Genomic DNA, 24006 nt, shown 5'->3' on the forward strand with positions numbered 1-24006 from the left:
GCATTATGAAGCTGGTGTTAATCCTGATCTATCCGGTTTGCCGATAGGCGGTTGAGCAAATGACGGGTATGATAATGCAAATTTCGACCTGAAGCATGGCGAATTGAGGAGTTTATGCGCTATTGGGGTAAAGTAATTGGATTTATGGCAGGTCTTCTCTCCGGCGCCGGTTTTTGGGGCGTGGTTCTGGGGATGATGATTGGCCATGCTATCGATAAAGTGATGAGCAGTAAGGGGCAGGGATATTTTTCTGACAACCAGTCACGTCAGAACCTGTTTTTTCGCACGACCTTCCAGGTGATGGGACATCTGACCAAATCGAAAGGACGGGTCACCGAAGCTGATATTCAGATGGCCACAGCGTTTATGGATCGTTTGCAATTGCATGGCGAGTCCCGTCGCTCAGCTCAACAGGCCTTTCGCGAAGGTAAGGACAGTCAGTACCCGTTACGCGAGAAGTTGCGTGAATTTCGCAGCGCCTGTTTCGGTCGTTTTGACCTGATTCGGATGTTTCTGGAAATTCAGGTTCAGGCGGCTTTTGCCGACGGCATTCTGCATCCCAGTGAACGACAGGTCTTATATGTCATTGCCGAAGAACTGGGCATTTCCCGCGGACAGTTTGATCAGTTTCTGCGGATGATGGCGGGAGGTGAGCAGTTCACCGGGGGGAGTTATTCCCGGCAGGAACAGTATCAGCAAGCGCAACGCGGACCGACACTGGAAGATGCCTGCAGTGTGCTGGGCGTCAAGCCGGGCGATGAGCCGACAACCATTAAGCGGGCTTACCGGAAACTGATGAGTGAGCACCATCCGGATAAACTGGTGGCGAAAGGGTTACCGCCGGAAATGATGGAAATGGCGAAACAGAAGACACAAAAAATCCAGTCTGCTTATGACCTGATCCGTAAAGAGAAAGGTTTTAAGTAGTCAGACGGAAGGGCCATTACCCGCGAGGGAAGTGGCCCTTTTTCATGATAGCCGTTCAGAAGCCGGCAGGCTGGCGAAATGTCATCGGCGTACCGTACGCCGGATGCGTGATGGTCAGTGATTCTGCATGCAGTAACAAACGATCTGCCATCGCTAAGGCCTCAGGATGTGCATAGAACCGGTCTCCCAGAATGGGATGGCCCAGCGCCAGCATATGCACCCTGAGCTGATGTGAACGCCCGGTGATGGGTTTTAGTTCGACCCGGCAACTGGCTTCATCACAATAGTCCGTCACCCGCCATTCGGTCTGCGCCGCTTTTCCTGTCTCGAAGCACACTTTCTGCATCGGACGGTTTGGCCAGTCACAGATTAACGGCAGGTCGACCATTCCCTTTTCTGCCTCCGGATGGCCCCAGATGCGGGCAACATAGGTCTTCTGAGGTTCGCGCTCACGGAACTGACGCTTCAGTTCACGTTCAGCCGCTTTGGTCAGGGCGACCACAATTACACCGCTGGTGGCCATATCCAGACGGTGAACCGACTGTGCCGTCGGATAATCACGCTGGACCCTGAGCATGATACTGTCATGGTGTTCCGGCAAACGTCCCGGAACGGACAGCAGCCCGCTCGGTTTATTCACCACCATGATATGGCTATCCTGATAAAGGATATGCAGCCAGGGTTCGCTGGGAGGATTATAGGGTTCCATTCACGTTTCCATCGGGGACCGAAGCCCCCGTAACCGGTTACTGGTGAGTGACAACGATCAGCCGTAAAGCATCCAGTCGCCAGTTTGCCTGAGCCAGACTTTCCATCACTTCCTGACGGTTGGTTTCCAGTGCTTCGACTTCATCGTCACGGATATTCGGGTTAACTGCCTGCAGGGCACGTAACCTGTCCAGCTCAGCCGTCAGCGTTTCGTCCGCCTGACGGCGGGCTTCTTCAATGACGGCCTGAGCATCGGTTACCACGAGTTCTTCACCCCGGGTCAGGATTTGATAAACATCCTGCTGAACCGCATTCACCAGTTTACTACCGGTATGGCGATTAACGGCACTCAGCTGACGGTTAAAGCTTTCAAACTCGACTTTCGCCGCCAGGTTATTACCGGCTTTATCCAGCATCAGACGCAATGGCGTCGGTGGCAGGAATCGGGTCAGTTGCAGGTGCTTAGGTGCCTGAGCTTCAACCACATAGACCAGTTCAACCAGCAAGGTGCCGACCGGCAGTGCTTTATTTTTCAGTAAAGAAATGGCGCTGCTGCCGGTATCACCGGACAGGATCAGGTCCAGACCATTACGGATCAGCGGGTGTTCCCAGGTAATAAATTGGGTATCTTCCCGGGAGAGTGCCTGATCACGGTCAAAGGTGATGGTACAGCCTTCTTCCGGGAGCCCCGGAAAGTCCGGCACCAGCATGTGGTCAGACGGCGTCAGCACAATCAGGTTATCACTGCGGTCATCCTGATTAATACCGACAATATCGAACAGGTTCAGTGCAAAGTTAACCAGTTCGGTATCGTTATCCTGCGCGGCGATAGCTTCAGCTAAACCGACGGCGGCCTCACCGCCGTTAGAGTTCAGCTCCAGCAGACGGTCACGGCCCTGTTCCAGCTGTGATTTCAGAGCATCGTGTTGCTGACGGCAGTCGGCAATAAACTCATCCAGCCCTTCGGTTTTTTCCGGGGCCGCCAGGTATGACAGTAACTGCGGATGCACCTTGTCATAAACTGTTCGTCCGGTCGGGCAGGTATGCTCAAAGGCATCCAGCCCTTCGTGGAACCAGCGCAGTAATACGGCCTGAGCAGTATTCTCCAGCCAGGGAACCAGGATCTGAATATCGTTCTGTTGTCCGATACGATCCAGACGCCCGATACGCTGTTCCAGCAGATCCGGGTTGAAAGGCAGATCAAACATGACCAGACGGCTGGCGAACTGGAAGTTACGTCCTTCTGAACCGATTTCGGAACACAGCAGGACCTGTGCGCCTTCTTCCTGTGAAGCAAAGAACGCCGAAGCCCTGTCACGTTCAATAATAGACAACCCTTCGTGGAAAACGGCGGCACGGATACCTTCCCGCTCACGCAGGTATTGTTCCAGTTGCAGTGCCGTGGCTGCCTTGGCACAAATCACCAGCACTTTCTCTTTACGGTTTTCCAGCAAATAGTCGGTCAGCCATTCGACACGCGGGTCAAAGGCCCACCAGGTACCGGAGTCGCCTTCAAACTCCTGGTAAATCTGCTCAGGGTAGAGCATATCGCGGGCGCGCTCTTCGGCACTTTTACGGCTCCCCATAATTCCGGAGACCTTGATGGCCGTCTGGTATTGCGAGGGCAGCGGCAGACGAAATTGCTGCAGTTGACGTGAAGGAAAGCCTTTCACACCCTGACGGGTATTACGGAACAGAACGCGGCTGGTACCGTGGCGATCCATCAGCAGAGAAACCAGTTTTTTACGGGCTTCGAGGCGTAGTTCATCGCCGCTGTTTGCCCGTGCGATCAGATCTGAAATGTCCTGGTCACTGATCAGGTCATTGATCATCGCTTCTTCACTGGTCGCGATCGGGGTATCCGCCAGCAGGGAAGTCACGGCATCCGCGACCGGCTGGTATTGCTCCTGCTCTTCAACAAATAACTGATAATCGTGGAAACGGTCCGGATCCAGCAGGCGCAGACGGGCGAAATGGCTTTCCATACCCAGCTGCTCCGGGGTGGCGGTCAGCAGTAACACACCGGGAATATTTTCAGCCAGCTTCTCGACGACCAGGTATTCACGCCCTGGTTTTCCTTCAGACCATGACAGGTGGTGGGCTTCATCGACCACCAGCAGATCCCATTCAGCCTCAGACATCGCTTCCAGGCGCTGCCGGTTCTTACAGGCAAAATCAAGCGAGCAGATGACCAGTTGTTCGGTAAAGAACGGGTTACTGGTATCAAACTGCGCTTCGTTGTAACGGTCATCATCAAACAGCGCAAAGCGCAGATTGAAACGACGCAGCATTTCAACCAGCCACTGATGTTGTAATGTTTCAGGGACTACGATCAGCACACGCTCAGCACGGCCCGCCAGTAGCTGTTGCTGAATGATCATCCCGGCTTCAATGGTTTTTCCGAGGCCCACTTCATCGGCCAGTAACACGCGGGGTGCATGGCGACGACCCACATCGTGGGCGATATGCAGCTGGTGCGGGATCAGGTTAGTCCGCATGCCACGCATACCACTGACGGGCAGGCGATATTGTGCACTCTGATATTTACGGGCGCGGAAACGCAAGGCAAAACGATCCATCCGATCGAGCTGGCCGGCAAATAACCGATCCTGAGGCTTGCTGAATACCAGTTTACTGTCGAGCATGACTTCACGCAGGCTGACATCACTTTCCTGAGTATCCGTACGTGTGCCGGTGTAGGTCATGACGCCGTCATTATCCCGGACACTTTCTACGGTTAACTGCCAGCCTTCATGGCTGGTGATGGTATCGCCCGGGTTAAAAATGACCCGGGTAATAGGAGAATCATTACGGGCATACAGTCTGTTTTCGCCAGTAGCCGGAAAAAGTAAAGTGACCATACGTGCATCGATAGCGACGACCGTCCCCAGTCCAAGTTCACTTTCTGTATCACTAATCCAGCGCTGACCAAGTGTAAAAGGCATAAATAATTAGCTCGATTCTCTTAACGTGTAAAAAGATATTCATGCGCTGCAGGCAATAGCATGGCGACCAGACAAAAGGTCTGGTAAATAAAATGCAGAGCAATGAGATTCAGGGAGGCCGCTATGGTACTGGAAGGCGAGCCATTCGTCACCTATCAAAACAGTCCCAGCTGCCCGGTAATTAGTGTGGTGAAGTCACCGCCGACAAACCCGAGTATTCCGTCCGCCACCGGTTCAAGCTGACGTGTCAGATAATGATCGTAATCCAGCGGGGCGCTCCGTGCATTCAGGGGTTCCGGCCCGCGGGTGGTCATCACATAACGTATTGTCCCGCCTTTCTGATACCGTAAAGGATGTCCGGCCTTACGGGCATAGTCATCTGACAGCCTGGCGGCCCGCGCATGGGGCGGGACATTTCTCTGGTATTCTTCCAGCGGACGTCGTAACCGCTTGCTGTAAATTAATTTATCATCCAGTTCACCCGCCATCAGTTTAGCCACCGTGTCCCGGACGTATTGCTGCCAGGACTGACGGCGGAAAATCAGAGAATAGAGTGTTTGCTGAAACTCTTTGGCCAGCGGGGTCCAGTCAGTTCGGACGGTTTCCAGTCCTTTAAAAATAATCTGGTCCCGGCCATGATGATTCACCCAGCCGGCGTAACGTTTTTTACTGCCCTGTTCGGCCCCCCGGATGGTGGGCATCAGAAAACGGCAATAGTGGGTTTCATATTCGAGCTCAAGGGCGCTGTCCAGCTGAAACTGTTGTGCGAGCTGCTGCTTCCACCAGTCATTAACGCTGGCTGCCAGCTGACGACCAATCTCCTCCGCCCGGGCTTCGCTGTGGGCGGTTTTCAGCCAGACGAAGGTCGAGTCGGTGTCCCCGTAAATCACGCGATACCCCTGTTGTTCAATAAAATCACGGGTCTTCTGCATAATTTCGTGACCGCGCAGGGTAATGGACGAGGCCAGCCGGGGGTCAAAAAACCGGCAGGATGGGGTCCCCAGTACGCCGTAAAACGCGTTCATAATGATTTTCAGCGCCTGCGACAGTGGCTGATTATTCTGCTGTTTTGCCTGCTCACGGTTTTGCCAGATTTGCCCGACAATCTCCGGCAGGCAGAATGTCTGCCGGGAAAAGCGGGCATCCAGAAAGCCGGTGACGGAAGTTTCATCCTCCGGGTGCGCCATCCCTTCCACCAGACCGACCGGGTCGATCAGAAAGGTTTTGATGATGGAGGGGTACAGACTTTTATAATCCAGCACCAGCACGGAGTCATATAATCCGGGACTGGAGTCCATCACATATCCCCCGGGGCTGGCGACCGGGGCCACTTCACCGGTATTCGGTGCCACATAACCCGCCCGATGCATCCGCGGAATATAAAGGTGGCTGAAAGAGGCAACGGAGCCGCCGTGACGATCGGCCTGCAGTCCGTTCACACTGCTGCGCTCCAGCAGGAAGGGCATCAGGCGGGTATGGCGGAAGATCCGCGTCACCAGCTCGCAGTCCCGCAGGTTATAACGTGCCAGGGCGGGTTTGTCTGTCGCAAAGCGTTGATTGATCTCCGCCATCCGGTTGCCCGGCTCATCGATAAACTTCCCTTCGCCGAACAGTGCTTGTGAGACATTTTCCAGACTGAAGGAATCAAAATTCATAAAGGCCGATTTAAGTGCTTCAATACCGTCAATGATCAGCCTGCCTGCCGCCTGAGCCATATAGGTCCCGGGCTTGAAGCCATGTTCCCGCCACTCGAGGGGAACACCGCCGCGTCCTGCCAGCAGAGGTATCTGATACCGGTCTGCCTGTTTTTGTAAAACGCGTAAATCGAACTGGATCACATTCCAGCCGATAATGACATCAGGATCGTGTTCGGTGAACCACTGGTTCAGCATTTCCAGCAGTTCCCTGCGGGTACGGGCATACTCCAGGGTGAAATCCACCGCCTTTCCGCCGGGCGTCGGTGGTCCGAGCATCATTACCCGCCGCTCACCGCAGCCCTCAATACCAATGCAGTACAGTTCGCCATGCTCATTTGTTTCAATATCGAGTGACATCCACGTCAGGGACGGACGATAGTCCGGGTGAGGCTTGAGCCGTGCTTCGTCGATCATACCGTCACGGGCCACGCCGCTGAACCAGACCGGCGCCGTGATAAAGCGTTCCATCAGGTAGCGGTCCGGTGGGCGGATATCGGCTTCGGCTACCGGAATGGCATTTTCCCGTAACAATTTCTCAAGCCGTTGCAGTTGACGATATTGCGGACAATACAGGCCGGCCTGGGGCTGCCGATGAAAATCCAGCAATTGCAGCGGACTCAGCCGGACCTCTTTTTCCCGTGACAGTAACGCCCGGGCTTTTTCGGTGTCGGACTGCGGGATAAAAGCCACCGCCTGCTGCGCGGGCACGCGCACTTTCACCGGCCCGGAATCTGTGGCCAGCCAGAAAGAAAGTTCGATTCCCCGGGGGGTATCCCGCCAGTGACGGGTTAATAAAAAGCCAGCTTGAGGGTTGTTCACAAAGACTCCGGAGCCGCAGAGTCATCAGTATAGCACAGGGGGCAGAGAGCCCGGTGAGGGGAGAGGTGCCGGGATGTTTTGTATCTGTTTGTATTTAACCGAACACTTAGCTTGACGTTCCGGGGCTTGCTCAGGACAATCCAGGCTCAGTTTATTCGAGGAATCTTTATGGAAGTCTGGATCCAACATCTGCTTACCCAATCGCTGGAGTGGGCTCTGTTTGCGGTCGCGGTGGTGACATTTTTTGAGTCACTCGCCCTGGTCGGGTTAGTTCTGCCCGGCACCGTAATGATGGCGAGCCTGGGAGCGTTGATCGGCAGTGGTAAGATCGGGCTGTATCCTGCCTGGGGAGCCGGATTTATCGGGTGCCTGCTGGGAGACTGGATTTCTTTTTATATCGGCTGGCGTTTTAAAGGTCCGCTGCATCGCTGGAAGTATCTGCAAAAGTATCGGAAACTGCTGGATAAAACCGAGCATGCCCTCAACGAACACAGTATTGCGACCATTCTGATCGGCCGTTTTGTCGGCCCGACCCGCCCGCTGATCCCGATGCTGGCGGGAATGCTGGAACTGCCGGTGAAGAAGTTCCTGCCACCGAATATTGCCGGCTGCCTGTTATGGCCTCCGGTGTACCTGTTACCGGGGATACTGGCCGGCGTCGCGATTGATGCACCGCATACCGCTCAGAGCAGCGATTTTAAATGGCTGTTGCTGGCGGAAGCCGTGGTGATTTGGCTGGCGGCATGGACGGGCTGGCGATGGGGCCGCGCTATCAAAAGTAAAAAACCGGCGACCGGATTTTTATCTACGGAACGTTTGCGCTGGCTGGCCCCGTTACTGATTATTCTGGCGATTGGCGGATTTGTCGCACTTCAGTTCCATCCGATGATGCCGGGCTTCCGTCATCTGTTATGGCGGGTCTTCATTGCCTGATCCCGGGACAGTAAAGCCCGGGATCTCTGCGTCGCCAGGGGCATTGACCTCCCGGACGACATGTCCGTCACGGATAACAATGGCCCGGTCCGCGATCCGGCGGATGTCCTCCTGATGGTGGGAGACCATTAACAGGGTGATGTGATGCTCACGGCAGAGCTGATCCGTCAGGGTGATCATTTCCTCTCGCAGGTGCGGGTCTAAGGCCGAAAAGGGTTCGTCCAGCAGCAATAGGGGGCGCTGGCGTAACAAACAACGGGCCAGAGCTACCCGCTGACGCTGTCCGCCGGATAACTGTCCGGGTAAGCGGTCAGCTAAGCCTTCCAGTCCCGTTTGCCGGAGAATATCACTGACCTGTTGTTTCTGACGTGAATTCAGCCGCAGACCCGGGTGCAGACCTAACCCCAGGTTCTGCTGCACGTTCAGATGCGCGAACAGATTATTTTCCTGAAAAAGCATCGAGACCGGACGTTCTGCCGGCGGCAGGCCGGTGCAGTCTTTCCCGTCAATCCATAACTCTCCCCCGGTGACCGGCAAAAAACCCGCGATCAGGCTGAGCAGCGTACTTTTACCGGCGCCGCTTGGGCCGAGGATGGCAAGCCGTTCCCCTTTCGCGGCCTGCAAAGTAAAGCTTAGTGTCCGGGACTGATAACGGTAGCTCAGGTCATTCAGTGTCAGCATGGGTTCCTGCTATTTTTTCGATCAGTGTGAAAAGGATAAAACAGACCAGTAACAGTAAAAAGGCGGTGATGGCACCCTGCTGCTGCCGGTAGGCGCCGATCTGCTGATACAGATAAAACGGCAGGGTCCGGAAATCATCATTGCCGAACAGAGAAATAACGCCGAAATCACCCACCGACAGGACACTGGCAAAGGCCAGTGCCTGGGCCAGGGGACGTTTTAACGCCGGATACTCGATTAACCGCAGTCGCCGCCAGCCGGTAACATCCAGAGACAGGCATAACCGGCTATAGTCGCGGGCGATATCCCGCATCGGGTTATCCAGGATCTTCATAGCGTAAGGCATCGCCATCAGGGCATTGGTGACAATAATGATCAGTGCGGGCGAGTCAGGGATCCCTGTCGTGGCATTAAAAAACATAAAGAAGCCGCTGGCCAGCACAATGCCGGGCATGGCCAGGATCAGCATACCACTGGTTTCCAGCACTCTGGCGGGAAACAGGTGTTCGCGTAAACGCAGCTCACGGCTGCTCCATAGCAACATAACGGTCAGGCCGGTGGCGAGTAAACCCGCCCGCAAGGCAATGCTTACGGAGGTCAGCGTAGCCTGCCAGAGGGCTGGCTGCTGCAGTGAGGGCAGAATATTGCCGTTAATTCCGTTAATGATCACCGCCAGCACCGGGGGGATCAGCAATAGGAGGGCCAGCAGGATCCACACACTGTCAGACAACCGTGCCAGCCAGCGTTGCTCCGGGGCGCGCCAGGGTGACATCAGTGAGGTGTTACCGGTCAGGACGGTATTCAGCCGCAGACTGAGGACGACCAGTGTCAGACAAAAACCTAACTGAACCAGTGCCAGCATGGCGGCTTTGGCCGGGTCAAAGTCATAGCTCAGGGCCTGATAGATCGCCAGTTCAAGCGTGGTGGCACGGGGGCCGCCCCCCAGCGCAAGGACGATGGCGAAGCTTGAAAAGCAGAGCATAAAAATCAGTGCAGCCACCGGCAGCAACTGGCGTTTAAGCCAGGGCCACTCCAGCCAGCGGAACAGATTCAGTCCCTGCATATTAAGCTGGGCGGCCAGCTGGCGCTGTTCGGCGGGTATTTGTTCAAAGGTCTGTAACAGAAGACGGGCCGCCAGAGGAAGATTAAAAAAGACATGGGCCAGTAAGATGCCATGCAGCCCGTAAAGCGAGAAGGTATAGGGCAGGCCCAGCCAGGCGCAAGCCTGTGCCAGCCAGCCCTCACGGCCATAGACACTGATAATGCCAAACACTGCCACCAGTACCGGCAATACCAGCGTCATGGCACACAGGCGAAGTAACCATCGTCGTCCCGGGAAGCGACGACGATAGAGTGCTCTGGCCACGGGTATGGCCAGCAGTACAGAGAGGGCAGTGGAAAGCGTCGCCTGTTCAAACGAGAAGCGGACGACGTGCCACAGGTAGGGATCGGAAAGCAGACTCAGCCAGTGCACCTGCGGCGCGTTGCAGAACAGGCTGAGCAGTGCCAGCAGTGCGACACTGCAACTTAACAGGGCTGCAAGCAGCCCGGGAATAAGCCAGCGAGGCATTACTGACTCACTGCATTTTGCCAGGCATCCACCCAGGCTTCACGGTGTTCAGCGACCTGTTCAGGGGAATATTGCAGGGCTGTTTTCGGAGTGACCAGTTGCTGATAGCCGGCAGGCAGTGGCATTTTTATGACCGGGTACATCCAGTTGCCTTCCGGCAATGTTTTCTGGAAGTCCGGACTCGTGACAAATTGCATAAACGCTTTTGCCAGTGCGGGCTGCGGGCTGTTTTTCAGGCGCGCGGCAACTTCGACTTCCATATAATGGCCTTCACTGAAATCCGCGGCGGCATAATTATTATTATGCTCTTCAATGATATGGTACGCCGGTGACGTGGTGTAGCTAAGTACCAGATCACTTTCACCTTTCAGGAACAGGCTGTAGGCCTCACTCCAGCCACGGGTCACGGTCACTGTTTTCGCCGCCAGTTTCTTCCAGGCGGCCGGGGCGTGATCACCATAGACTTTCTGCATCCATAACAGCAGGCCCAGTCCCGGTGTACTGGTACGGGGATCTTCATAAATGACGCGCCATTTTTCAGGGCTCTCAACCAGTTGTTTCAGGCTGGTGGGTGGGTTCTTCAGCGTTTTCTTATTGTAGACAAACGCGAAGTAGCCATAGTCATAAGGTACAAACGTTTTGCTGGTCCAGCCGCCCGGTACGGTAAGCTGGCCGGTGCTGACGTCTGACGGGGCGAACAGTCCGGTTTTTTCTGCAGAATCCAGCAGGTTATTATCCAGTCCGACGACCACATCGGCTTTGCTGTGGCGGCCTTCCATGCGCAGGCGGTTGAGCAGAGCCACACCATCGCCCAGAGCGACATACTTCAGCTCGCAGCCACAATGAGCTTCAAAGGCTTTTTTTACCGCCGGGCCGGGGCCCCAGTCTGACGAAAAAGAGTCATAGGTATAGACAGTTAACACAGGTTTGGCGGCCAGTGCCGGGGTGCAGACAACCAGTAAAACGGGCAGAATTTTTTTTAACACTTTGCGCTCCTTGAGGCGTGATTTAGCAAGGCGCAAAGGATCTGAGGGGGCTGACTCTCAAATCCCTACGCCGGTATTAACCGGATCAGGTTCGACGGGTATCTCTCAGCATTCACATGCACCCCGTTGAGAACGGCTTATTCTATGCAATTCTGCCCGGGCGGGGAAGCCCGGAGTGATGTGCGGGCGGCGCTGTTACGATGAAAATACGGGTTCCGGGAGGGCGGGCAGTCATATGTGCATTTACCGGCTGACCGCGGACTGCGGATTTTTGTTATGACCTCCGGTTCTCCGCAGATATTCTGCGGTAAATGTGGCCGTTCCGGTGTAGATTATCCACCGGGCCTGCATTCACGCGAGCAGGAGCCTTAACGCCACTGTTGTCTCACCTCATACGGATGTTTTTATGGAAACCCCTGAAAGGATGCCTGCGAAAGGCAATACCGTATTTATCTTTTTTATGCTGGTCACCTTTTTTGTCAGTATTGCCGGGGCATTGCAGGCTCCCACGCTGAGCTTGTTTCTTAGTCACGAACTGCATGCAAAACCGTTTATGGTCGGCGCATTTTTTACTGTTAATGCAGTGACGGGAATTATTGTCAGCTTCCTGCTGGCCCGACGGTCAGATAAACAGGGAGACAGACGAAATTTACTGATGCTTTGCTGCCTGATGGCGCTCGGCAACGCGATTGTCTTCGCCTTTACCCGCAGTTACTGGGTGCTGATCACACTCGGACTGATACTGTCGGCCTTTTCCACTGTCGTGATGCCTCAGATTTTTGCCCTCGCCCGGGAATATGCGGATCACACTTCCCGTGAAGTGGTGATGTTCAGTTCGCTGATGCGTGCCCAGATGTCACTGGCGTGGGTCATTGGCCCGCCCATTTCTTTTGCGCTGGCCCTGAATTATGGCTTTATTGCGCTCTATCTGGTGGCGGCCTGTTTATTCTTACTGGCGCTCGGGTTTATACGTTTTACTCTGCCTTCCGTACCGAAAGTTTTCCCCCCGACGGATATTGCCCGTAGTGCGGTGACCGGCTGGAAAAACAGCCATGTCCGTCGCCTGTTTATCGCCTCTGTCCTGATGTGGACCTGTAATCTGATGTATATCATCGACATGCCGCTCTATATCAGTCAAACCCTCGGGATGCCGGAGAAAATGGCCGGTGTCTTTATGGGAACGGCCGCGGGGCTGGAAATACCGATCATGCTGCTGGCCGGATTACTGGCTAAACGGATCGGCAAACGTCCACTGGTACTGCTGGCGGTGATGGCCGGGGCACTGTTTTACCCGGGCATGCTGATTTTCCCTACCCGCGGAGCGATGCTGGCTTTACAGCTATTAAATGCTGTTTTTATCGGCATCGTTGCCGGTCTGGTCATGCTCTGGTTCCAGGATCTGATGCCGGGTAAAGCGGGCGCTGCGACGACGATGTTTACCAATTCCGTATCGACCGGGATGATTTTTGCCGGATTATTACAGGGGAGTCTCAGTGACTGGCTGGGGCATCGGGCCATTTACTGGCTGGCCTCGGGGCTGATCCTGCTGGCATTGGTACTGATATGGCGGGTGAAAGAGCCTGTTGAGGGCTGATTTACCCCCTCCGGAGGGGAGGGGGAAGTGCTAAAACTGTGGCTCAGTGCGACTTAACGCAGGAAAGCAGGCTGTGCAGACTCGTACGAGGAAATAGCATCTTCATGCTGCAAGGTCAGACCGATGCTATCCAGTCCATTGATCATGCAATGGCGGCGGAAGCTGTCCAGAGTAAACGGATAGACTTTGTCACCGGCAGTGATCACCAGTTTCTCCAGGTCTACGACAAATTCGATGCCCGGTTCGGCTTTCACCAGACGGAACAGCTCGTCCACTTCAGCGTCGGTCAGCGTGACCGGCAAAAGCTGGTTGTTGAAGCTGTTTCCGTAAAAAATATCGGCGAAAGAAGGCGCGATCACCACACGGAATCCAAAGTCAGTCAGCGCCCAGGGGGCATGTTCGCGTGATGATCCGCAGCCAAAGTTTTCACGAGCCAGCAGAATGCTGGCACCTTTAAACTCAGGCTTATTCAGCACAAATTCCGGGTTAGGCACCTGACCGGCATCATCCAGAAAACGCCAGTCATTAAACAGATGTTGCCCGAAACCGGTACGGGTCACTTTCTGTAAAAATTGCTTAGGAATAATGGCATCGGTATCGACGTTAGCCGCATCCAGCGGGGCAACAATGCCGGTATGTTGTGTAAATTTACTGGCCATAAAATATTCCTTAATTCAGTTCACGAATGTCGGCGAAGCGACCGGTGACGGCGGCAGCGGCAGCCATTGCCGGGCTGACCAGGTGAGTACGTCCGCCACGACCCTGACGACCTTCGAAGTTACGGTTGCTGGTCGAGGCACAACGCTCACCGGCGTTCAGGCGGTCATTATTCATCGCCAGACACATGGAACATCCGGGCAAACGCCATTCAAACCCGGCATCGATAAATATTTTGTCCAGGCCTTCTTCTTCCGCCTGTGCTTTGACGGGACCGGAGCCCGGGACGACCATGGCAACGATCCCCGGAGCGACCTTACGTCCCTTCGCAATCGCGGCCGCTGCCCGTAAATCTTCGATACGTGAGTTAGTACAGGAACCGATAAAGACTTTATCGATGGCAACGTCGGTCAGTTTGACTCCCGCATCCAGCCCCATATAAGCCAGTGCTTTCTCCGCTGAAGCGCGTTCGACCGGATCGCTGAAGGATTCCGGTGCCGGAATCGGCTGGTTAATCGCAATCACCTGGCCCGGGTTAGTCCCCCAGGTGACCTGTGGGGCAATGTCGGCGGCATCCAGGGTGACGACAGAGTCAAAAACGGCATCACTGTCTGATTTCAGGCCCTGCCAGTAGGCCACAGCCTGTTCCCATTTCTCTCCTGTCGGCGAGAACTGACGCCCTTTCAGGTAATTAAAGGTAGTTTCATCCGGCGCGACCAGGCCTGCTTTGGCTCCCATTTCGATAGCCATGTTGCACAGGGTCATCCGGCCTTCCATGCTCAGTGCTTCGATTGCCGGACCACAGAACTCGACGACATGACCGGTACCGCCAGCGCTGCCGGTTTTACCGATCACGGCCAGCACGATATCTTTTGCAGTGATACCCGGAGCGGCATCTCCGGTGACTTCAATTTTCATGGTCTTAGCACGACCCTGTTTCAGGGTCTGGGTGGCCATGACATGTTCGACTTCTGAGGTACCGATACCAAAGGCCAGCGAACCGAACGCGCCGTGGGTCGCCGTATGGGAGTCACCACAGACAATGGTCATTCCCGGCAGCGTCATACCCTGCTCAGGGCCAATGACATGCACAATGCCCTGGAAGGGATGATTCAGGTCATATAACTGTACGCCGAACTCTTCGCAGTTTTTAATTAATTCCTGCATCTGAATACGTGCCATCTCACCGGAGGCATTAATGTCACGGGTCTCTGTAGAGACGTTGTGATCCATGGTGGCGAACGTTTTTGAAGGCTGACGCAACTGGCGTCCCTGTGCCCGCAGGCCATCAAATGCCTGCGGAGAGGTCACTTCATGGACCAGGTGACGGTCGATATACAGTAACGGTGTTTCATTAGGGGCTTCATAAACGACATGTGCATCAAATAACTTCTGGTATAAGGTCTTGCTCATTTTTATTTTTCTCCGGTGATAAAGCGGGCAATGATGTCGCCCATTTCATCGGTGCTGACAGAAGGACCCTGACCGGCCAGATCACGTGTCCGGTAGCCTGCTTCCAGCGCCTGGTTAACGGCTTGCTCAATACTGTCTGCGGCTTCGCCGGCATTCAGGCTGTAACGTAACAGCAGTGCCAGTGATAAAATCTGTGCCACCGGGTTGGCGATATTTTGTCCCGCGATATCCGGTGCGGAACCGCCTGCCGGTTCGTACAGACCAAAGCCTTGTTCATTCAGGCTGGCGGAGGGCAGCATACCCATCGAACCGGTGATCATGGCACATTCATCTGACAGGATGTCACCGAACAGGTTTGAACATAACAGGACATCAAACTGCGACGGGTCTTTAATCAGCTGCATTGTCGCGTTATCGATGTAGATATGTTCCAGCTCAATTTCCGGGTACTCTTTGGCGATTTCCGTCACAGTCTCACGCCACAGGATGGACGATTGCAGTACGTTTGATTTATCCACCGACGTGACTTTTTTACGGCGTTTCGCCGCAGACTCGAAAGCCAGCCGGGCAATACGCTCAATTTCATAGCGGTAGTAGACTTCCGTATCAAAAGCCCGCAGTTCGTCACCGCTGCCTTCACGGCCTTTGGGTTGTCCGAAATAGATGCCCCCGGTTAATTCGCGGACGCATAAAATATCGAACCCGCGGGCGGCAATATCACTGCGCAGAGGACAGAAGGCTTCCAGCCCGTGATAAAGCGCAGCAGGACGCAGGTTGCTGAACAGTTTGAAATGCTTACGCAGGGGTAACAGCGCGCCACGCTCAGGCTGCGCATCCGGGGCCAGGTGTTGCCATTTCGGGCCGCCTACCGAACCAAACAGGACCGCATCGGCCTGCTCACAGCCGGCTAACGTTTCCGGCGGCAGAGGCTGACCATGATTATCAATGGCAATACCGCCTACATCATACTGACGGGTGGTGATATCGAGAGAAAAGCGTTCACGGATAGCCTTCACTACTTTCAGGGCCTGTGCCATGACTTCCGGACCGATGCCGTCACCTGGCAATACTGCAATGTGAAATGATGTAGACATAATTACACGGTTTCCTTAGCTTCATTCTTAAATTTACGCTGCAATTCGATTTCAACCTGCTTCGCCTGCCAGATATTATTCAGGGCATTCACCATCGCGGTCGCCGACGACTCCACGATATCTGTAGCCAGTCCGACACCATGGAATTTACGGTTGTTGTAGCTGATAACGATATCTACCTGACCCAGAGCATTTTCTCCGTGGCCTTTCGCGGATAACTGGTATTTGACCAGTTCAGCCTGATACCCGGTAATGCGGTTAATGGCCTGATAAACGGCATCGACAGGGCCGTTGCCGGTCGCGGCTTCTTCTTTGATTTCATCACCACAGGCCAGCTTCACGGATGCGGTGGCAGAGATGCTGGAACCTGACTGAACGTTGAAATCCTGCAGACGGAAATGGTCGTGCTCTTCATTCTGTTTGTTAATAAAGGCCAGTGCTTCCAGGTCGTAATCAAAAATCTGACCTTTTTTATCAGCCAGTTTCAGGAAGGCATCGTATAGTGCCTCCGCATTGTAGTCGGTCTCTTTATAGCCCATCTCTTCCATGCGGTGCTTAACCGCGGCACGGCCTGAACGGGAGGTCAGGTTCAGCTGGACCTGATGCAGACCGATAGATTCCGGGGTCATGATTTCGTAGTTTTCACGGTTCTTCAGTACGCCATCCTGGTGAATACCTGAAGAGTGAGCAAATGCGTTGGAACCCACAACCGCTTTGTTCGCCGGAATCGGCATGTTACAAATCTGGCTGACGATCTGGCTGGTGCGGTAAATCTCCTGATGATTAATACCGGTTGTGACATTCAGGATCTGCTGACGGGTTTTAATCGCCATAATCACTTCTTCCAGCGCACAGTTACCGGCACGTTCACCCAGACCGTTCAGTGTGCCTTCCACCTGACGGGCGCCGGCCTGCACTGCGGCAACAGCATTCCCGGTCGCCATTCCCAGGTCGTCATGGGTATGTACAGACAGGATGGCTTTATCGATATTCGGGACGCGTTGGGTTAACTGAGAGATGATATTGGCATATTCATGAGGCAGGGTATAACCGACGGTATCAGGGATATTGATAGTGCGGGCGCCGGCATTGATCGCGGCTTCAACGACGCGACACAAATCGTCTATCGGCGTCCGTCCGCCATCTTCACACGAGAATTCCACATCATCGGTATAGCGGCGGGCGTGCCTGATCATATGCACCGCACGCTCAATCACCTCCGGCAGCGTACTGCGTAATTTTGTGGCGATATGCATCGGTGAGGTGGCGATAAAGGTGTGGATACGGAAGGCTTCTGCCACACGTAAGGCTTCACCGGCAGCATCAATATCTTTCTCTACACAGCGGGCCAGCGCACAAACACGGCTGTTTTTAATGGTTCTGGCAATGGTTTGTACGGATTCAAAATCGCCCGGTGACGAGACCGGAAAACCGACCTCCATCACATCGACTTTCATACGTTCCAGTGCCATTGCAATTTGCAGTTTTTCTTTAACACTCAGGCTTGCCTGTAACGCTTGTTCACCATCACGCAATGTTGTATCAAAAATAATGACTTGCTGGCTCATATTCGTAGATTCCTTAAGTGTTTTTGGCACCGGCCAGCGGGTATAAAAAAACCCGCGCTGCGGCGCGGGTTTTTCTGTTTTCAGGCCCGAATCATTTATTAATTCCGCCCGCAACACTACCGCGCATATTTAATGCGAGAAGTAGTAGTCCTGCGAGGCGGATAAAACGAATCATTAGCTCAGACCCAATAAATAAAGTATGCCTATATTGGTACTGTAAACGCTGCCTGATGTCAACCTTATTGGGGCAGGAATAAATTCCGGGAGAAAGACGAATATTCTGCATTTTTACCGGCAGAGAGAGCTCTGTCATGTACAGACGGGACTTTCCACAAGTCACCGGCTGGAAGGCGTGGCGCCTCTAACGATGATAACCGCATAATACATTGATATTTATTGTTTTTATTTTACCTTTACCCTGGCATAAAAGGTGGGGTTTTTATGGGTAGCTAGTGAAATATATCGGAATATTAAGTTTTTTCAGTAAATGACTTCGCTTGTTGGCAATTATTCCGAACAGGGCGCTGACATTCACGAGAATATAAAAAAGCTAAATTTAATAACTCTCTGCGATTAAATAAAAATACAGGATATTTAACTAATAACTTTGCCTCATCCGCTATTATTCTGAGCCCTGAGTTACAGATAGCAGGAGCTTTTATTAACTCTTCCGCTGGCTTCTCCCGGCAGAGGTTTGCCTGAGGTCGTTTCTGCGGTTATGTTAACCACAACAAAAACCGATAATAAAATGCCCGCTATGCTGTTTAAACGTAATAAAGCAACCCTTTCCCTGTTCTGAGGGGCGGTTTTGCGCGTTACGTCGTTGACGGAAGGTTGTGCTGGTGAATTATAGGTATCCGTGAGTTCAGTGTTTACCTGGAGGAAAGAATGGAGATGTTGTCAGGGGCCGAGATGGTCATCCGATCGTTGATCGATCAGGGCGTAAAACAGGTATTTGGTTATCCCGGAGGGGCAGTGCTGGATATTTATGATGCACTACAAACCGTTGGTGGTGTTGACCATATCCTTGTGCGTCATGAGCAGGCAGCGGTACATATGGCGGATGCACTGGCCCGTGCCACCGGTGAAACGGGGGTTGTACTGGTAACCTCCGGCCCTGGCGCGACCAATGCGATCACCGGTATTGCGACGGCGTATATGGATTCGATTCCGATGGTGGTGCTTTCCGGACAGGTTGCCTCTTCACTGATCGGCAGTGATGCCTTCCAGGAGTGCGATATGGTCGGAATTTCACGGCCTATCGTCAAACACAGCTTTCTGGTCAATAAAGCCGAAGAGATTCCGGCCGTGATCAAAAAAGCCTTCTGGCTGGCATCGTCGGGCCGCCCGGGGCCGGTAGTGATTGATTTGCCGAAAGATATCCTGAACCCTGCGGCGAAATATTCGTATCAGTGGCCTGAACAGGTGTCTATGCGCTCTTACAATCCGACGACGCAGGGGCACCGCGGGCAGATTAAACGAGCTTTACAGCAGCTATTAGCTGCCAGAAAGCCGGTTATCTATGCCGGGGGCGGCGTCATCACCGCGGGCGCTGAAAAAGCGCTGATTCAGTTAGCCGAAGTGCTTAATATTCCGGTGACGACCACGCTGATGGGGTTGGGAGCCTTTCCCGGAACTCACCGCCAGAGTGTCGGTATGCTGGGCATGCACGGTACCTATGAAGCGAACATGACCATGCATAACGCAGATGTCATTTTTGCTATCGGTGTTCGTTTTGATGATCGTACGACAAATAATCTGGAAAAATATTGTCCGGATGCCACGGTGATCCATATCGATATTGACCCGACCTCTATTTCTAAAACTGTGATGGCGGATATTCCTGTCGTCGGTGATGCTGCCCTGGTGCTTCAGCAGATGCTGGAATTGCTGCCGGCGGAAGGGGCGGATAACGCAGAAAACGCTGACTGGTGGGCACAGATTGAAACGTGGCGCGCACGCCACTGCCTGGCGTTTGACAAACATTCCCCGACCATCAAACCGCAGGCTGCCATTGATGCGCTGTGGCGTCTGACCGGCGGCGAGGCTTATGTGGCGTCTGATGTCGGCCAGCATCAGATGTTTGCAGCGCTGCATTACCGCTTTAATAAACCACGACGCTGGATCAACTCCGGAGGTCTGGGCACTATGGGGTTCGGCCTGCCGGCGGCTTTGGGCGTGAAAATGGCACTGCCGGAAGCCACCGTCGTCTGTGTGACAGGCGATGGCAGTATTCAGATGAATATTCAGGAGTTGTCGACGGCCTCACAATACAATCTGCCGGTGCTGATACTGAATCTCAACAATGGCTATCTGGGGATGGTCAAGCAGTGGCAGGATATGATCTATTCCGGTCGCCACTCGCAATCCTATATGGAATCATTACCTGATTTTGTGCGTCTGGCAGAGGCCTATGGCCATGTGGGGATGGTCATTGATAAACCGGAAGAGCTGGATGAAAAAATGGCAGAGGCCCTGGCGATTGTGGCCAGTGGCCGGCTGGTGTTTCTGGATGTCCGTGTCGATGGCAGTGAGCATGTCTACCCGATGCTGGTACGCGGGGGAGCGATGAAGGATATGTGGTTAAGCAAAACGGAGAGGACAGAATAATGCGCCGTATTTTATCGGTATTACTTGAGAACGAATCAGGGGCATTATCCCGCGTGGTTGGCCTGTTTTCCCAGCGGGGCTATAACATTGAGAGCCTGACCGTCGCTCCAACCGAAGACCCGACGCTGTCACGGATGACTATCCAGACGGTGGGTGATGAAAAGGTTCTGGAGCAGATCGAGAAACAACTGCATAAGCTGGTTGATGTTTTACGTGTCAGTGAACTCGGCCAGGGGCCGCATGTTGAGCGTGAAATTATGCTGGTGAAGGTGAAAGCTGAAGGTGCGCAGCGTGAAGAGGTCAAACGTTGTGCCGATATCTTCCGCGGCCAAATCATTGATGTGACAGCGACTTTGTATACGTTACAGCTGACAGGGACCAGCGAAAAGCTGGATGCCTGTCTGAGCGCATTACGCGCGGTAACGGAAATTGCCGAAGTTGTGCGTTCCGGTGTTGTGGGCGTTTCCCGCGGCGAACGCACTATTGGCTAACGCCAGGCGTCACTCTCTGCCATGATGATCCTCAGGCCCGGGCGACCCGGGCCTTTTTTATGGTCACGGTTTACAATAAAAAAGTTGCCGGTGGCGGTTATCTGCGCTTAGATACGGAAGATAAAGGAATATCCCGCTGAGAGTGCTTATCCTGGCGGGACAACGTGTGCAATGGGGTGAGAGTGAAACTGGATGAAATTGCTCGTCTTGCGGGAGTGTCGCGAACGACCGCGAGTTATGTCATCAATGGCAAAGCCAGACAATACCGGGTCAGTGAAAAAACGGTAGAGAAGGTGATGGCTATTGTCCGGGAATATAACTATCAGCCGAATGCCGTTGCCGCAGGATTACGCGCAGGCCGGACCCGCTCTATCGGGCTGGTGATCCCTGATCTGGAAAATACAAGCTATACGCGTATTGCTAACTATCTGGAACGTCAGGCCAGACAACGCGGTTATCAGTTACTGATAGCCTGCTCAGAAGATCAGCCGGATAACGAAATTCGCTGCATCGAACATTTGCTGCAACGTCAGATAGATGCCCTGATAGTCTCAACGTCACTGCCCCCGGAACATCCTTTTTATCAACACTGGGTGGGGAAATCATTGCCGATTATCGCTCTTGACCGCGCCCTCGACCGTGAGAATTTCACCAGCGTCGTCGGTGCTGACCAGGACGATGCCTTCTCCCTGGCCCGGGAATTACGTAAACAACCGATCAGTGATGTCCTTTTCCTGGGGGCATTACCTGAGCTATCTGTCAGCTACCTGCGTGAACAGGGGTTTCGTCAGGCCTGGGAAGGGGATGAACGGCGGGTTCAGTTTATCTACAGTAATAGTTTTGAACGGAGTATTGCCGCAGATACGTTTGTCCGCTTTTTAAGTGAAAATGATATGCCGGCGGCAGTATTTACGACCTCTTTCGGATTATTACAGGGGATGATGGACGCCTGCCTTCGCGTGCACGGCCATTTGCCCGCGCATGTCTCAATTGCGACATTCGGAGATAATGAATTACTGGATTTTCTGGAATGCCCGGTTTTGTCGGCAGGTCAGCGCCATCGTGATGTAGCGGAACGGGTACTGGAATTAGTGCTGGCAAGTCTTGATGAGCCTTGTAAACCGAAGCCCGGGCTGACACGTATTCGCCGCAATCTTTATCAGCGTGGCCGTCTCGGACGTCGTCCTCAGTAATACGGCTGGCGGCGGAAGATCTTAGAATAATGCCAGGTTTTCTGCCGCATCCTTCATTTTACAAATATCGTGCCGATCACGCTGTGCTTCCCCTAAGAAATTCCTTAAAATAACATTTATGAGGGTGCCGTACGAAGTTCACCCTTTTGTTGCTTTTTGCCGCTGTTTTTGAAGCCTTCCTCGCCATTTTCTCAAATTTCTTCAATTATTCATCAGGTTAATACTATCTGTACTGTTTTTTGTTCGTTTTACCTCTGGATTTCAGCGAATTCACGGCAGGAAATAATGTTATTAAGCGACCGTTGTCGCTTGACAAGGATTTCGTCCGCTCCGTACACTCAATCAGTGGTAAAATGTGGGATAAAGTGGTGAAACAGGTTAACTGAGGGCAACGACAGTTATGTTTCGTGGGGCAACGCAGGTTAATCTTGACGGTAAAGGCCGTATAGCTGTCCCTACACGCTATCGGGAAATACTGATTGGAGAATCTCAGGGACAAATGGTGTGCACCATTGACCTCCATCAGCCCTGCCTGCTGCTTTATACCTTGCCCGAATGGGAAGTCATTGAACGAAAGCTCTCACGCCTTTCTACCATGAACCCGGCAGAACGTCGTGTTCAGCGGTTGTTATTGGGGCATGCCAGTGAATGTCAGATGGATAATGCCGGACGACTCTTACTCGCCAGTACTCTGAGACAACACGCCGGTTTACAGAAAGAAATTATGCTGGTCGGTCAGTTCAACAAGTTTGAGCTGTGGGATAAACCGGCCTGGTATCAACAAATCAGGGAAGATATCGAATCAGAATCGGCTCAGGGGGAACTCTCTGAGCGATTGCAGGATTTATCGTTATAGCCTATGTCGGAAAATTTTAAACATACGACCGTCCTCTTAGATGAAGCGGTTAACGGACTCAACCTTCAGCCGGAAGGCATCTATATTGATGGAACCTTTGGCCGGGGAGGTCACTCGCGCCTGATCCTTTCACAATTAGGTGAAAAGGGCCGGTTAATCGCCATCGACAGAGACCCGCAGGCTATTGCAGCAGCCGCCGAAATTACTGACCCCCGTTTTTCGATTATTCATGGGCCTTTTTCCGGGCTACAGGAATACGTTGAATCGCTCGGATTGAGCGGGAAAATCAACGGGATTTTGCTGGATTTAGGGGTCTCTTCACCTCAGCTCGATGATGCCGAACGCGGATTTTCCTTTATGCGGGACGGGCCACTGGATATGCGTATGGACCCGACGCGCGGACAGTCCGCCGCAGACTGGTTACTACAGGCCGAAGAGCAGGATATTGCTTTTGTTCTTAAAGCGTACGGTGAAGAACGTTTTGCGAAACGAATTGCCAGAGCCATTGTCGAACGTAACCGCGAGCAGCCAATGACCCGCACAAAGGAACTGGCGGATGTGATTTATCATGCCACTCCGGTGAAGGACAAATTTAAACATCCGGCGACCCGCAGTTTCCAGGCTATCCGTATCTGGGTGAACAGTGAACTTGAGGAAATTACTCAGGCACTGAAAGGGTCACTGAGCGTACTGGCCCCGGAAGGACGGTTATCAATTATCAGTTTCCACTCCCTTGAAGACAGACTGGTAAAGCGTTTTATGCGGGATCAGAGTCGGGGTGTTCAGGTGCCTTCCGGCCTGCCATTGACTGAAGCTCAGTTAAAATCGCTGGGGGGACGTGAACTGAAAACGCTCGGGAAACTGATCCCGGGAGAACGTGAAGTGAAAGAAAACCCGCGTGCGCGTAGCTCAGTGTTACGCATTGCGCAGAGGACGGCTGAATGACAGGGAACGAGCGCCATAGTCTGCCCGGTATTATCGGCGGAGATCTGCTGCGTCACGGAAAGCTGCCGTTATTACTGCTTATTGCGGTACTGGTCAGTGCGATAATGGTGGTTATCACTACGCATAAGACCCGGCTGCTGACGGCACAACGTGAGCAAATGGTGCTGGAGCAGGATTCGCTGGATATCGAATGGCGAAACCTGATCCTGGAGGAGAATGCATTAGGGGATCATAGCCGGGTTGAGCGGTTGGCTATCGAAAAGCTTCATATGCAACATGTTGATCCTTCACAGGAAAATATAGTGGTTCAACCATAGGG

At 53.3% G+C, this 24006-nt stretch carries 19 protein-coding genes and 1 riboswitch; of the genes, 9 read left to right on the forward strand and 10 right to left on the reverse strand.

What is annotated here, in order from left to right; genetic code table 11:
• The first annotated feature begins 114 nt into the window (after nt 1–114).
• Nucleotides 115–927, forward strand: coding sequence for a co-chaperone DjlA (djlA, locus tag CG67_RS01470; RefSeq protein WP_025901209.1), 813 nt, complete (start codon nt 115–117; stop codon nt 925–927).
• Nucleotides 928–982: 55 nt separating this feature from the next.
• Here djlA and rluA read toward each other — a convergent pair whose 3' ends face one another.
• From rluA to CG67_RS01485, 3 genes are all read right to left on the reverse strand, one after another.
• Nucleotides 983–1636, reverse strand: a complete 654-nt coding sequence (rluA, locus tag CG67_RS01475; protein ID WP_025901210.1) for a bifunctional tRNA pseudouridine(32) synthase/23S rRNA pseudouridine(746) synthase RluA — start codon at nt 1634–1636, stop codon at nt 983–985.
• A gap of 37 nt (nt 1637–1673) precedes the next feature.
• The gene (gene rapA / locus CG67_RS01480; RefSeq protein WP_025901211.1) at nt 1674–4580 is read right to left on the reverse strand and encodes an RNA polymerase-associated protein RapA; all 2907 of its coding nucleotides are present in this window, start codon (nt 4578–4580) and stop codon (nt 1674–1676) included.
• A 155-nt stretch (nt 4581–4735) separates the two neighbouring features.
• Nucleotides 4736–7096: a DNA polymerase II gene (locus tag CG67_RS01485; RefSeq protein ID WP_025901212.1), complete on the reverse strand. Its 2361-nt coding sequence runs from the start codon at nt 7094–7096 to the stop codon at nt 4736–4738.
• A 168-nt stretch (nt 7097–7264) separates the two neighbouring features.
• Between CG67_RS01485 and CG67_RS01490 the strand changes: the two genes are divergently transcribed.
• Nucleotides 7265–8029, forward strand: coding sequence for a DedA family protein (locus CG67_RS01490; protein ID WP_025901213.1), 765 nt, complete (start codon nt 7265–7267; stop codon nt 8027–8029).
• Here the strand turns inward: CG67_RS01490 and thiQ are convergent.
• From thiQ to thiB, 3 genes are read right to left on the reverse strand one after another with little or no spacing between them, the layout of a single operon-like run.
• Complete coding sequence (gene thiQ, locus CG67_RS01495; RefSeq protein ID WP_025901214.1) at nt 8006–8710, reverse strand: thiamine ABC transporter ATP-binding protein ThiQ; 705 nt, start codon at nt 8708–8710, stop codon at nt 8006–8008. The genes CG67_RS01490 and thiQ overlap by 24 nt on opposite strands.
• Nucleotides 8694–10304, reverse strand: a complete 1611-nt coding sequence (gene thiP / locus CG67_RS01500; RefSeq protein ID WP_025901215.1) for a thiamine/thiamine pyrophosphate ABC transporter permease ThiP — start codon at nt 10302–10304, stop codon at nt 8694–8696. The genes thiQ and thiP overlap by 17 nt, the downstream gene beginning before the upstream one ends.
• Nucleotides 10280–11266 carry a thiamine ABC transporter substrate binding subunit gene (gene thiB, locus CG67_RS01505; RefSeq protein WP_025901216.1) on the reverse strand — a complete coding sequence of 329 codons (987 nt, stop codon included), beginning with the start codon at nt 11264–11266 and terminating at the stop codon, nt 10280–10282. The genes thiP and thiB overlap by 25 nt, the downstream gene beginning before the upstream one ends.
• A 44-nt stretch (nt 11267–11310) precedes the next feature.
• A riboswitch (TPP riboswitch) is annotated at nt 11311–11402 on the reverse strand.
• A 270-nt stretch (nt 11403–11672) separates the two neighbouring features.
• Here thiB and CG67_RS01510 point away from each other — a divergent pair.
• Nucleotides 11673–12860 (forward strand): MFS transporter, encoded by a 1188-nt coding sequence (locus CG67_RS01510; RefSeq protein WP_025901217.1) that lies wholly within the window; start codon nt 11673–11675, stop codon nt 12858–12860.
• A gap of 53 nt (nt 12861–12913) precedes the next feature.
• Here CG67_RS01510 and leuD read toward each other — a convergent pair whose 3' ends face one another.
• Genes leuD through leuA form a run of 4 tightly spaced genes read right to left on the reverse strand, consistent with a single transcriptional unit; the run spans nt 12914 to nt 17592 of the window.
• On the reverse strand, nt 12914–13519 hold the full coding sequence (leuD, locus tag CG67_RS01515; RefSeq protein WP_025901218.1) for a 3-isopropylmalate dehydratase small subunit: 606 nt from the start codon (nt 13517–13519) through the stop codon (nt 12914–12916).
• A 10-nt stretch (nt 13520–13529) separates the two neighbouring features.
• Nucleotides 13530–14930 (reverse strand): 3-isopropylmalate dehydratase large subunit, encoded by a 1401-nt coding sequence (gene leuC / locus CG67_RS01520; protein ID WP_025901219.1) that lies wholly within the window; start codon nt 14928–14930, stop codon nt 13530–13532.
• Nucleotides 14931–14932: 2 nt separating this feature from the next.
• Nucleotides 14933–16024, reverse strand: a complete 1092-nt coding sequence (leuB, locus tag CG67_RS01525) for a 3-isopropylmalate dehydrogenase (protein ID WP_029990242.1) — start codon at nt 16022–16024, stop codon at nt 14933–14935.
• A 2-nt stretch (nt 16025–16026) separates the two neighbouring features.
• Nucleotides 16027–17592, reverse strand: coding sequence for a 2-isopropylmalate synthase (gene leuA, locus CG67_RS01530; RefSeq protein ID WP_025901221.1), 1566 nt, complete (start codon nt 17590–17592; stop codon nt 16027–16029).
• Between the two features lie 888 nt (nt 17593–18480).
• On the opposite strand from leuA, the gene ilvI reads away from it, so the two are divergent.
• From ilvI to ftsL, 6 genes are all read left to right on the forward strand, one after another.
• Nucleotides 18481–20202, forward strand: coding sequence for an acetolactate synthase 3 large subunit (gene ilvI / locus CG67_RS01535; protein WP_029990241.1), 1722 nt, complete (start codon nt 18481–18483; stop codon nt 20200–20202).
• Complete coding sequence (ilvN, locus tag CG67_RS01540) at nt 20202–20693, forward strand: acetolactate synthase small subunit (RefSeq protein WP_025901223.1); 492 nt, start codon at nt 20202–20204, stop codon at nt 20691–20693. The genes ilvI and ilvN overlap by 1 nt, the downstream gene beginning before the upstream one ends.
• Before the next feature lie 182 nt (nt 20694–20875).
• Nucleotides 20876–21886 carry a catabolite repressor/activator gene (gene cra, locus CG67_RS01545; RefSeq protein WP_025901224.1) on the forward strand — a complete coding sequence of 337 codons (1011 nt, stop codon included), beginning with the start codon at nt 20876–20878 and terminating at the stop codon, nt 21884–21886.
• Nucleotides 21887–22286: 400 nt separating this feature from the next.
• Nucleotides 22287–22742 (forward strand): division/cell wall cluster transcriptional repressor MraZ, encoded by a 456-nt coding sequence (gene mraZ, locus CG67_RS01550; protein WP_025901225.1) that lies wholly within the window; start codon nt 22287–22289, stop codon nt 22740–22742.
• 3 nt (nt 22743–22745) lie between these two features.
• Nucleotides 22746–23687 carry a 16S rRNA (cytosine(1402)-N(4))-methyltransferase RsmH gene (rsmH, locus tag CG67_RS01555; protein WP_025901226.1) on the forward strand — a complete coding sequence of 314 codons (942 nt, stop codon included), beginning with the start codon at nt 22746–22748 and terminating at the stop codon, nt 23685–23687.
• Entirely contained in the window at nt 23684–24004 is a 321-nt protein-coding gene (ftsL, locus tag CG67_RS01560) for a cell division protein FtsL (RefSeq protein ID WP_025901227.1), read from the forward strand. The genes rsmH and ftsL overlap by 4 nt, the downstream gene beginning before the upstream one ends.
• Nucleotides 24005–24006 lie beyond the last annotated feature (2 nt).

The organism is Tatumella sp. UCD-D_suzukii (assembly GCF_000611875.2).
GTDB classification, from domain to species: Bacteria; Pseudomonadota; Gammaproteobacteria; order Enterobacterales; family Enterobacteriaceae; genus Tatumella; species Tatumella ptyseos.

Coding starts and splice junctions, on each gene's coding strand:
- leuD (WP_025901218.1), bottom strand. CDS start 13,519: ATGGCCAGTAAATTTACACAACATACCGGCATTGTTGCCCCGCTGGAT.
- CG67_RS01490 (WP_025901213.1), top strand. CDS start 7,265: ATGGAAGTCTGGATCCAACATCTGCTTACCCAATCGCTGGAGTGGGCT.
- rluA (WP_025901210.1), bottom strand. CDS start 1,636: ATGGAACCCTATAATCCTCCCAGCGAACCCTGGCTGCATATCCTTTAT.
- ftsL (WP_025901227.1), top strand. CDS start 23,684: ATGACAGGGAACGAGCGCCATAGTCTGCCCGGTATTATCGGCGGAGAT.
- CG67_RS01510 (WP_025901217.1), top strand. CDS start 11,673: ATGGAAACCCCTGAAAGGATGCCTGCGAAAGGCAATACCGTATTTATC.
- thiQ (WP_025901214.1), bottom strand. CDS start 8,710: ATGCTGACACTGAATGACCTGAGCTACCGTTATCAGTCCCGGACACTA.
- rapA (WP_025901211.1), bottom strand. CDS start 4,580: ATGCCTTTTACACTTGGTCAGCGCTGGATTAGTGATACAGAAAGTGAA.
- leuA (WP_025901221.1), bottom strand. CDS start 17,592: ATGAGCCAGCAAGTCATTATTTTTGATACAACATTGCGTGATGGTGAA.
- rsmH (WP_025901226.1), top strand. CDS start 22,746: ATGTCGGAAAATTTTAAACATACGACCGTCCTCTTAGATGAAGCGGTT.
- leuB (WP_029990242.1), bottom strand. CDS start 16,024: ATGTCTACATCATTTCACATTGCAGTATTGCCAGGTGACGGCATCGGT.
- ilvN (WP_025901223.1), top strand. CDS start 20,202: ATGCGCCGTATTTTATCGGTATTACTTGAGAACGAATCAGGGGCATTA.
- ilvI (WP_029990241.1), top strand. CDS start 18,481: ATGGAGATGTTGTCAGGGGCCGAGATGGTCATCCGATCGTTGATCGAT.
- leuC (WP_025901219.1), bottom strand. CDS start 14,930: ATGAGCAAGACCTTATACCAGAAGTTATTTGATGCACATGTCGTTTAT.
- mraZ (WP_025901225.1), top strand. CDS start 22,287: ATGTTTCGTGGGGCAACGCAGGTTAATCTTGACGGTAAAGGCCGTATA.
- djlA (WP_025901209.1), top strand. CDS start 115: ATGCGCTATTGGGGTAAAGTAATTGGATTTATGGCAGGTCTTCTCTCC.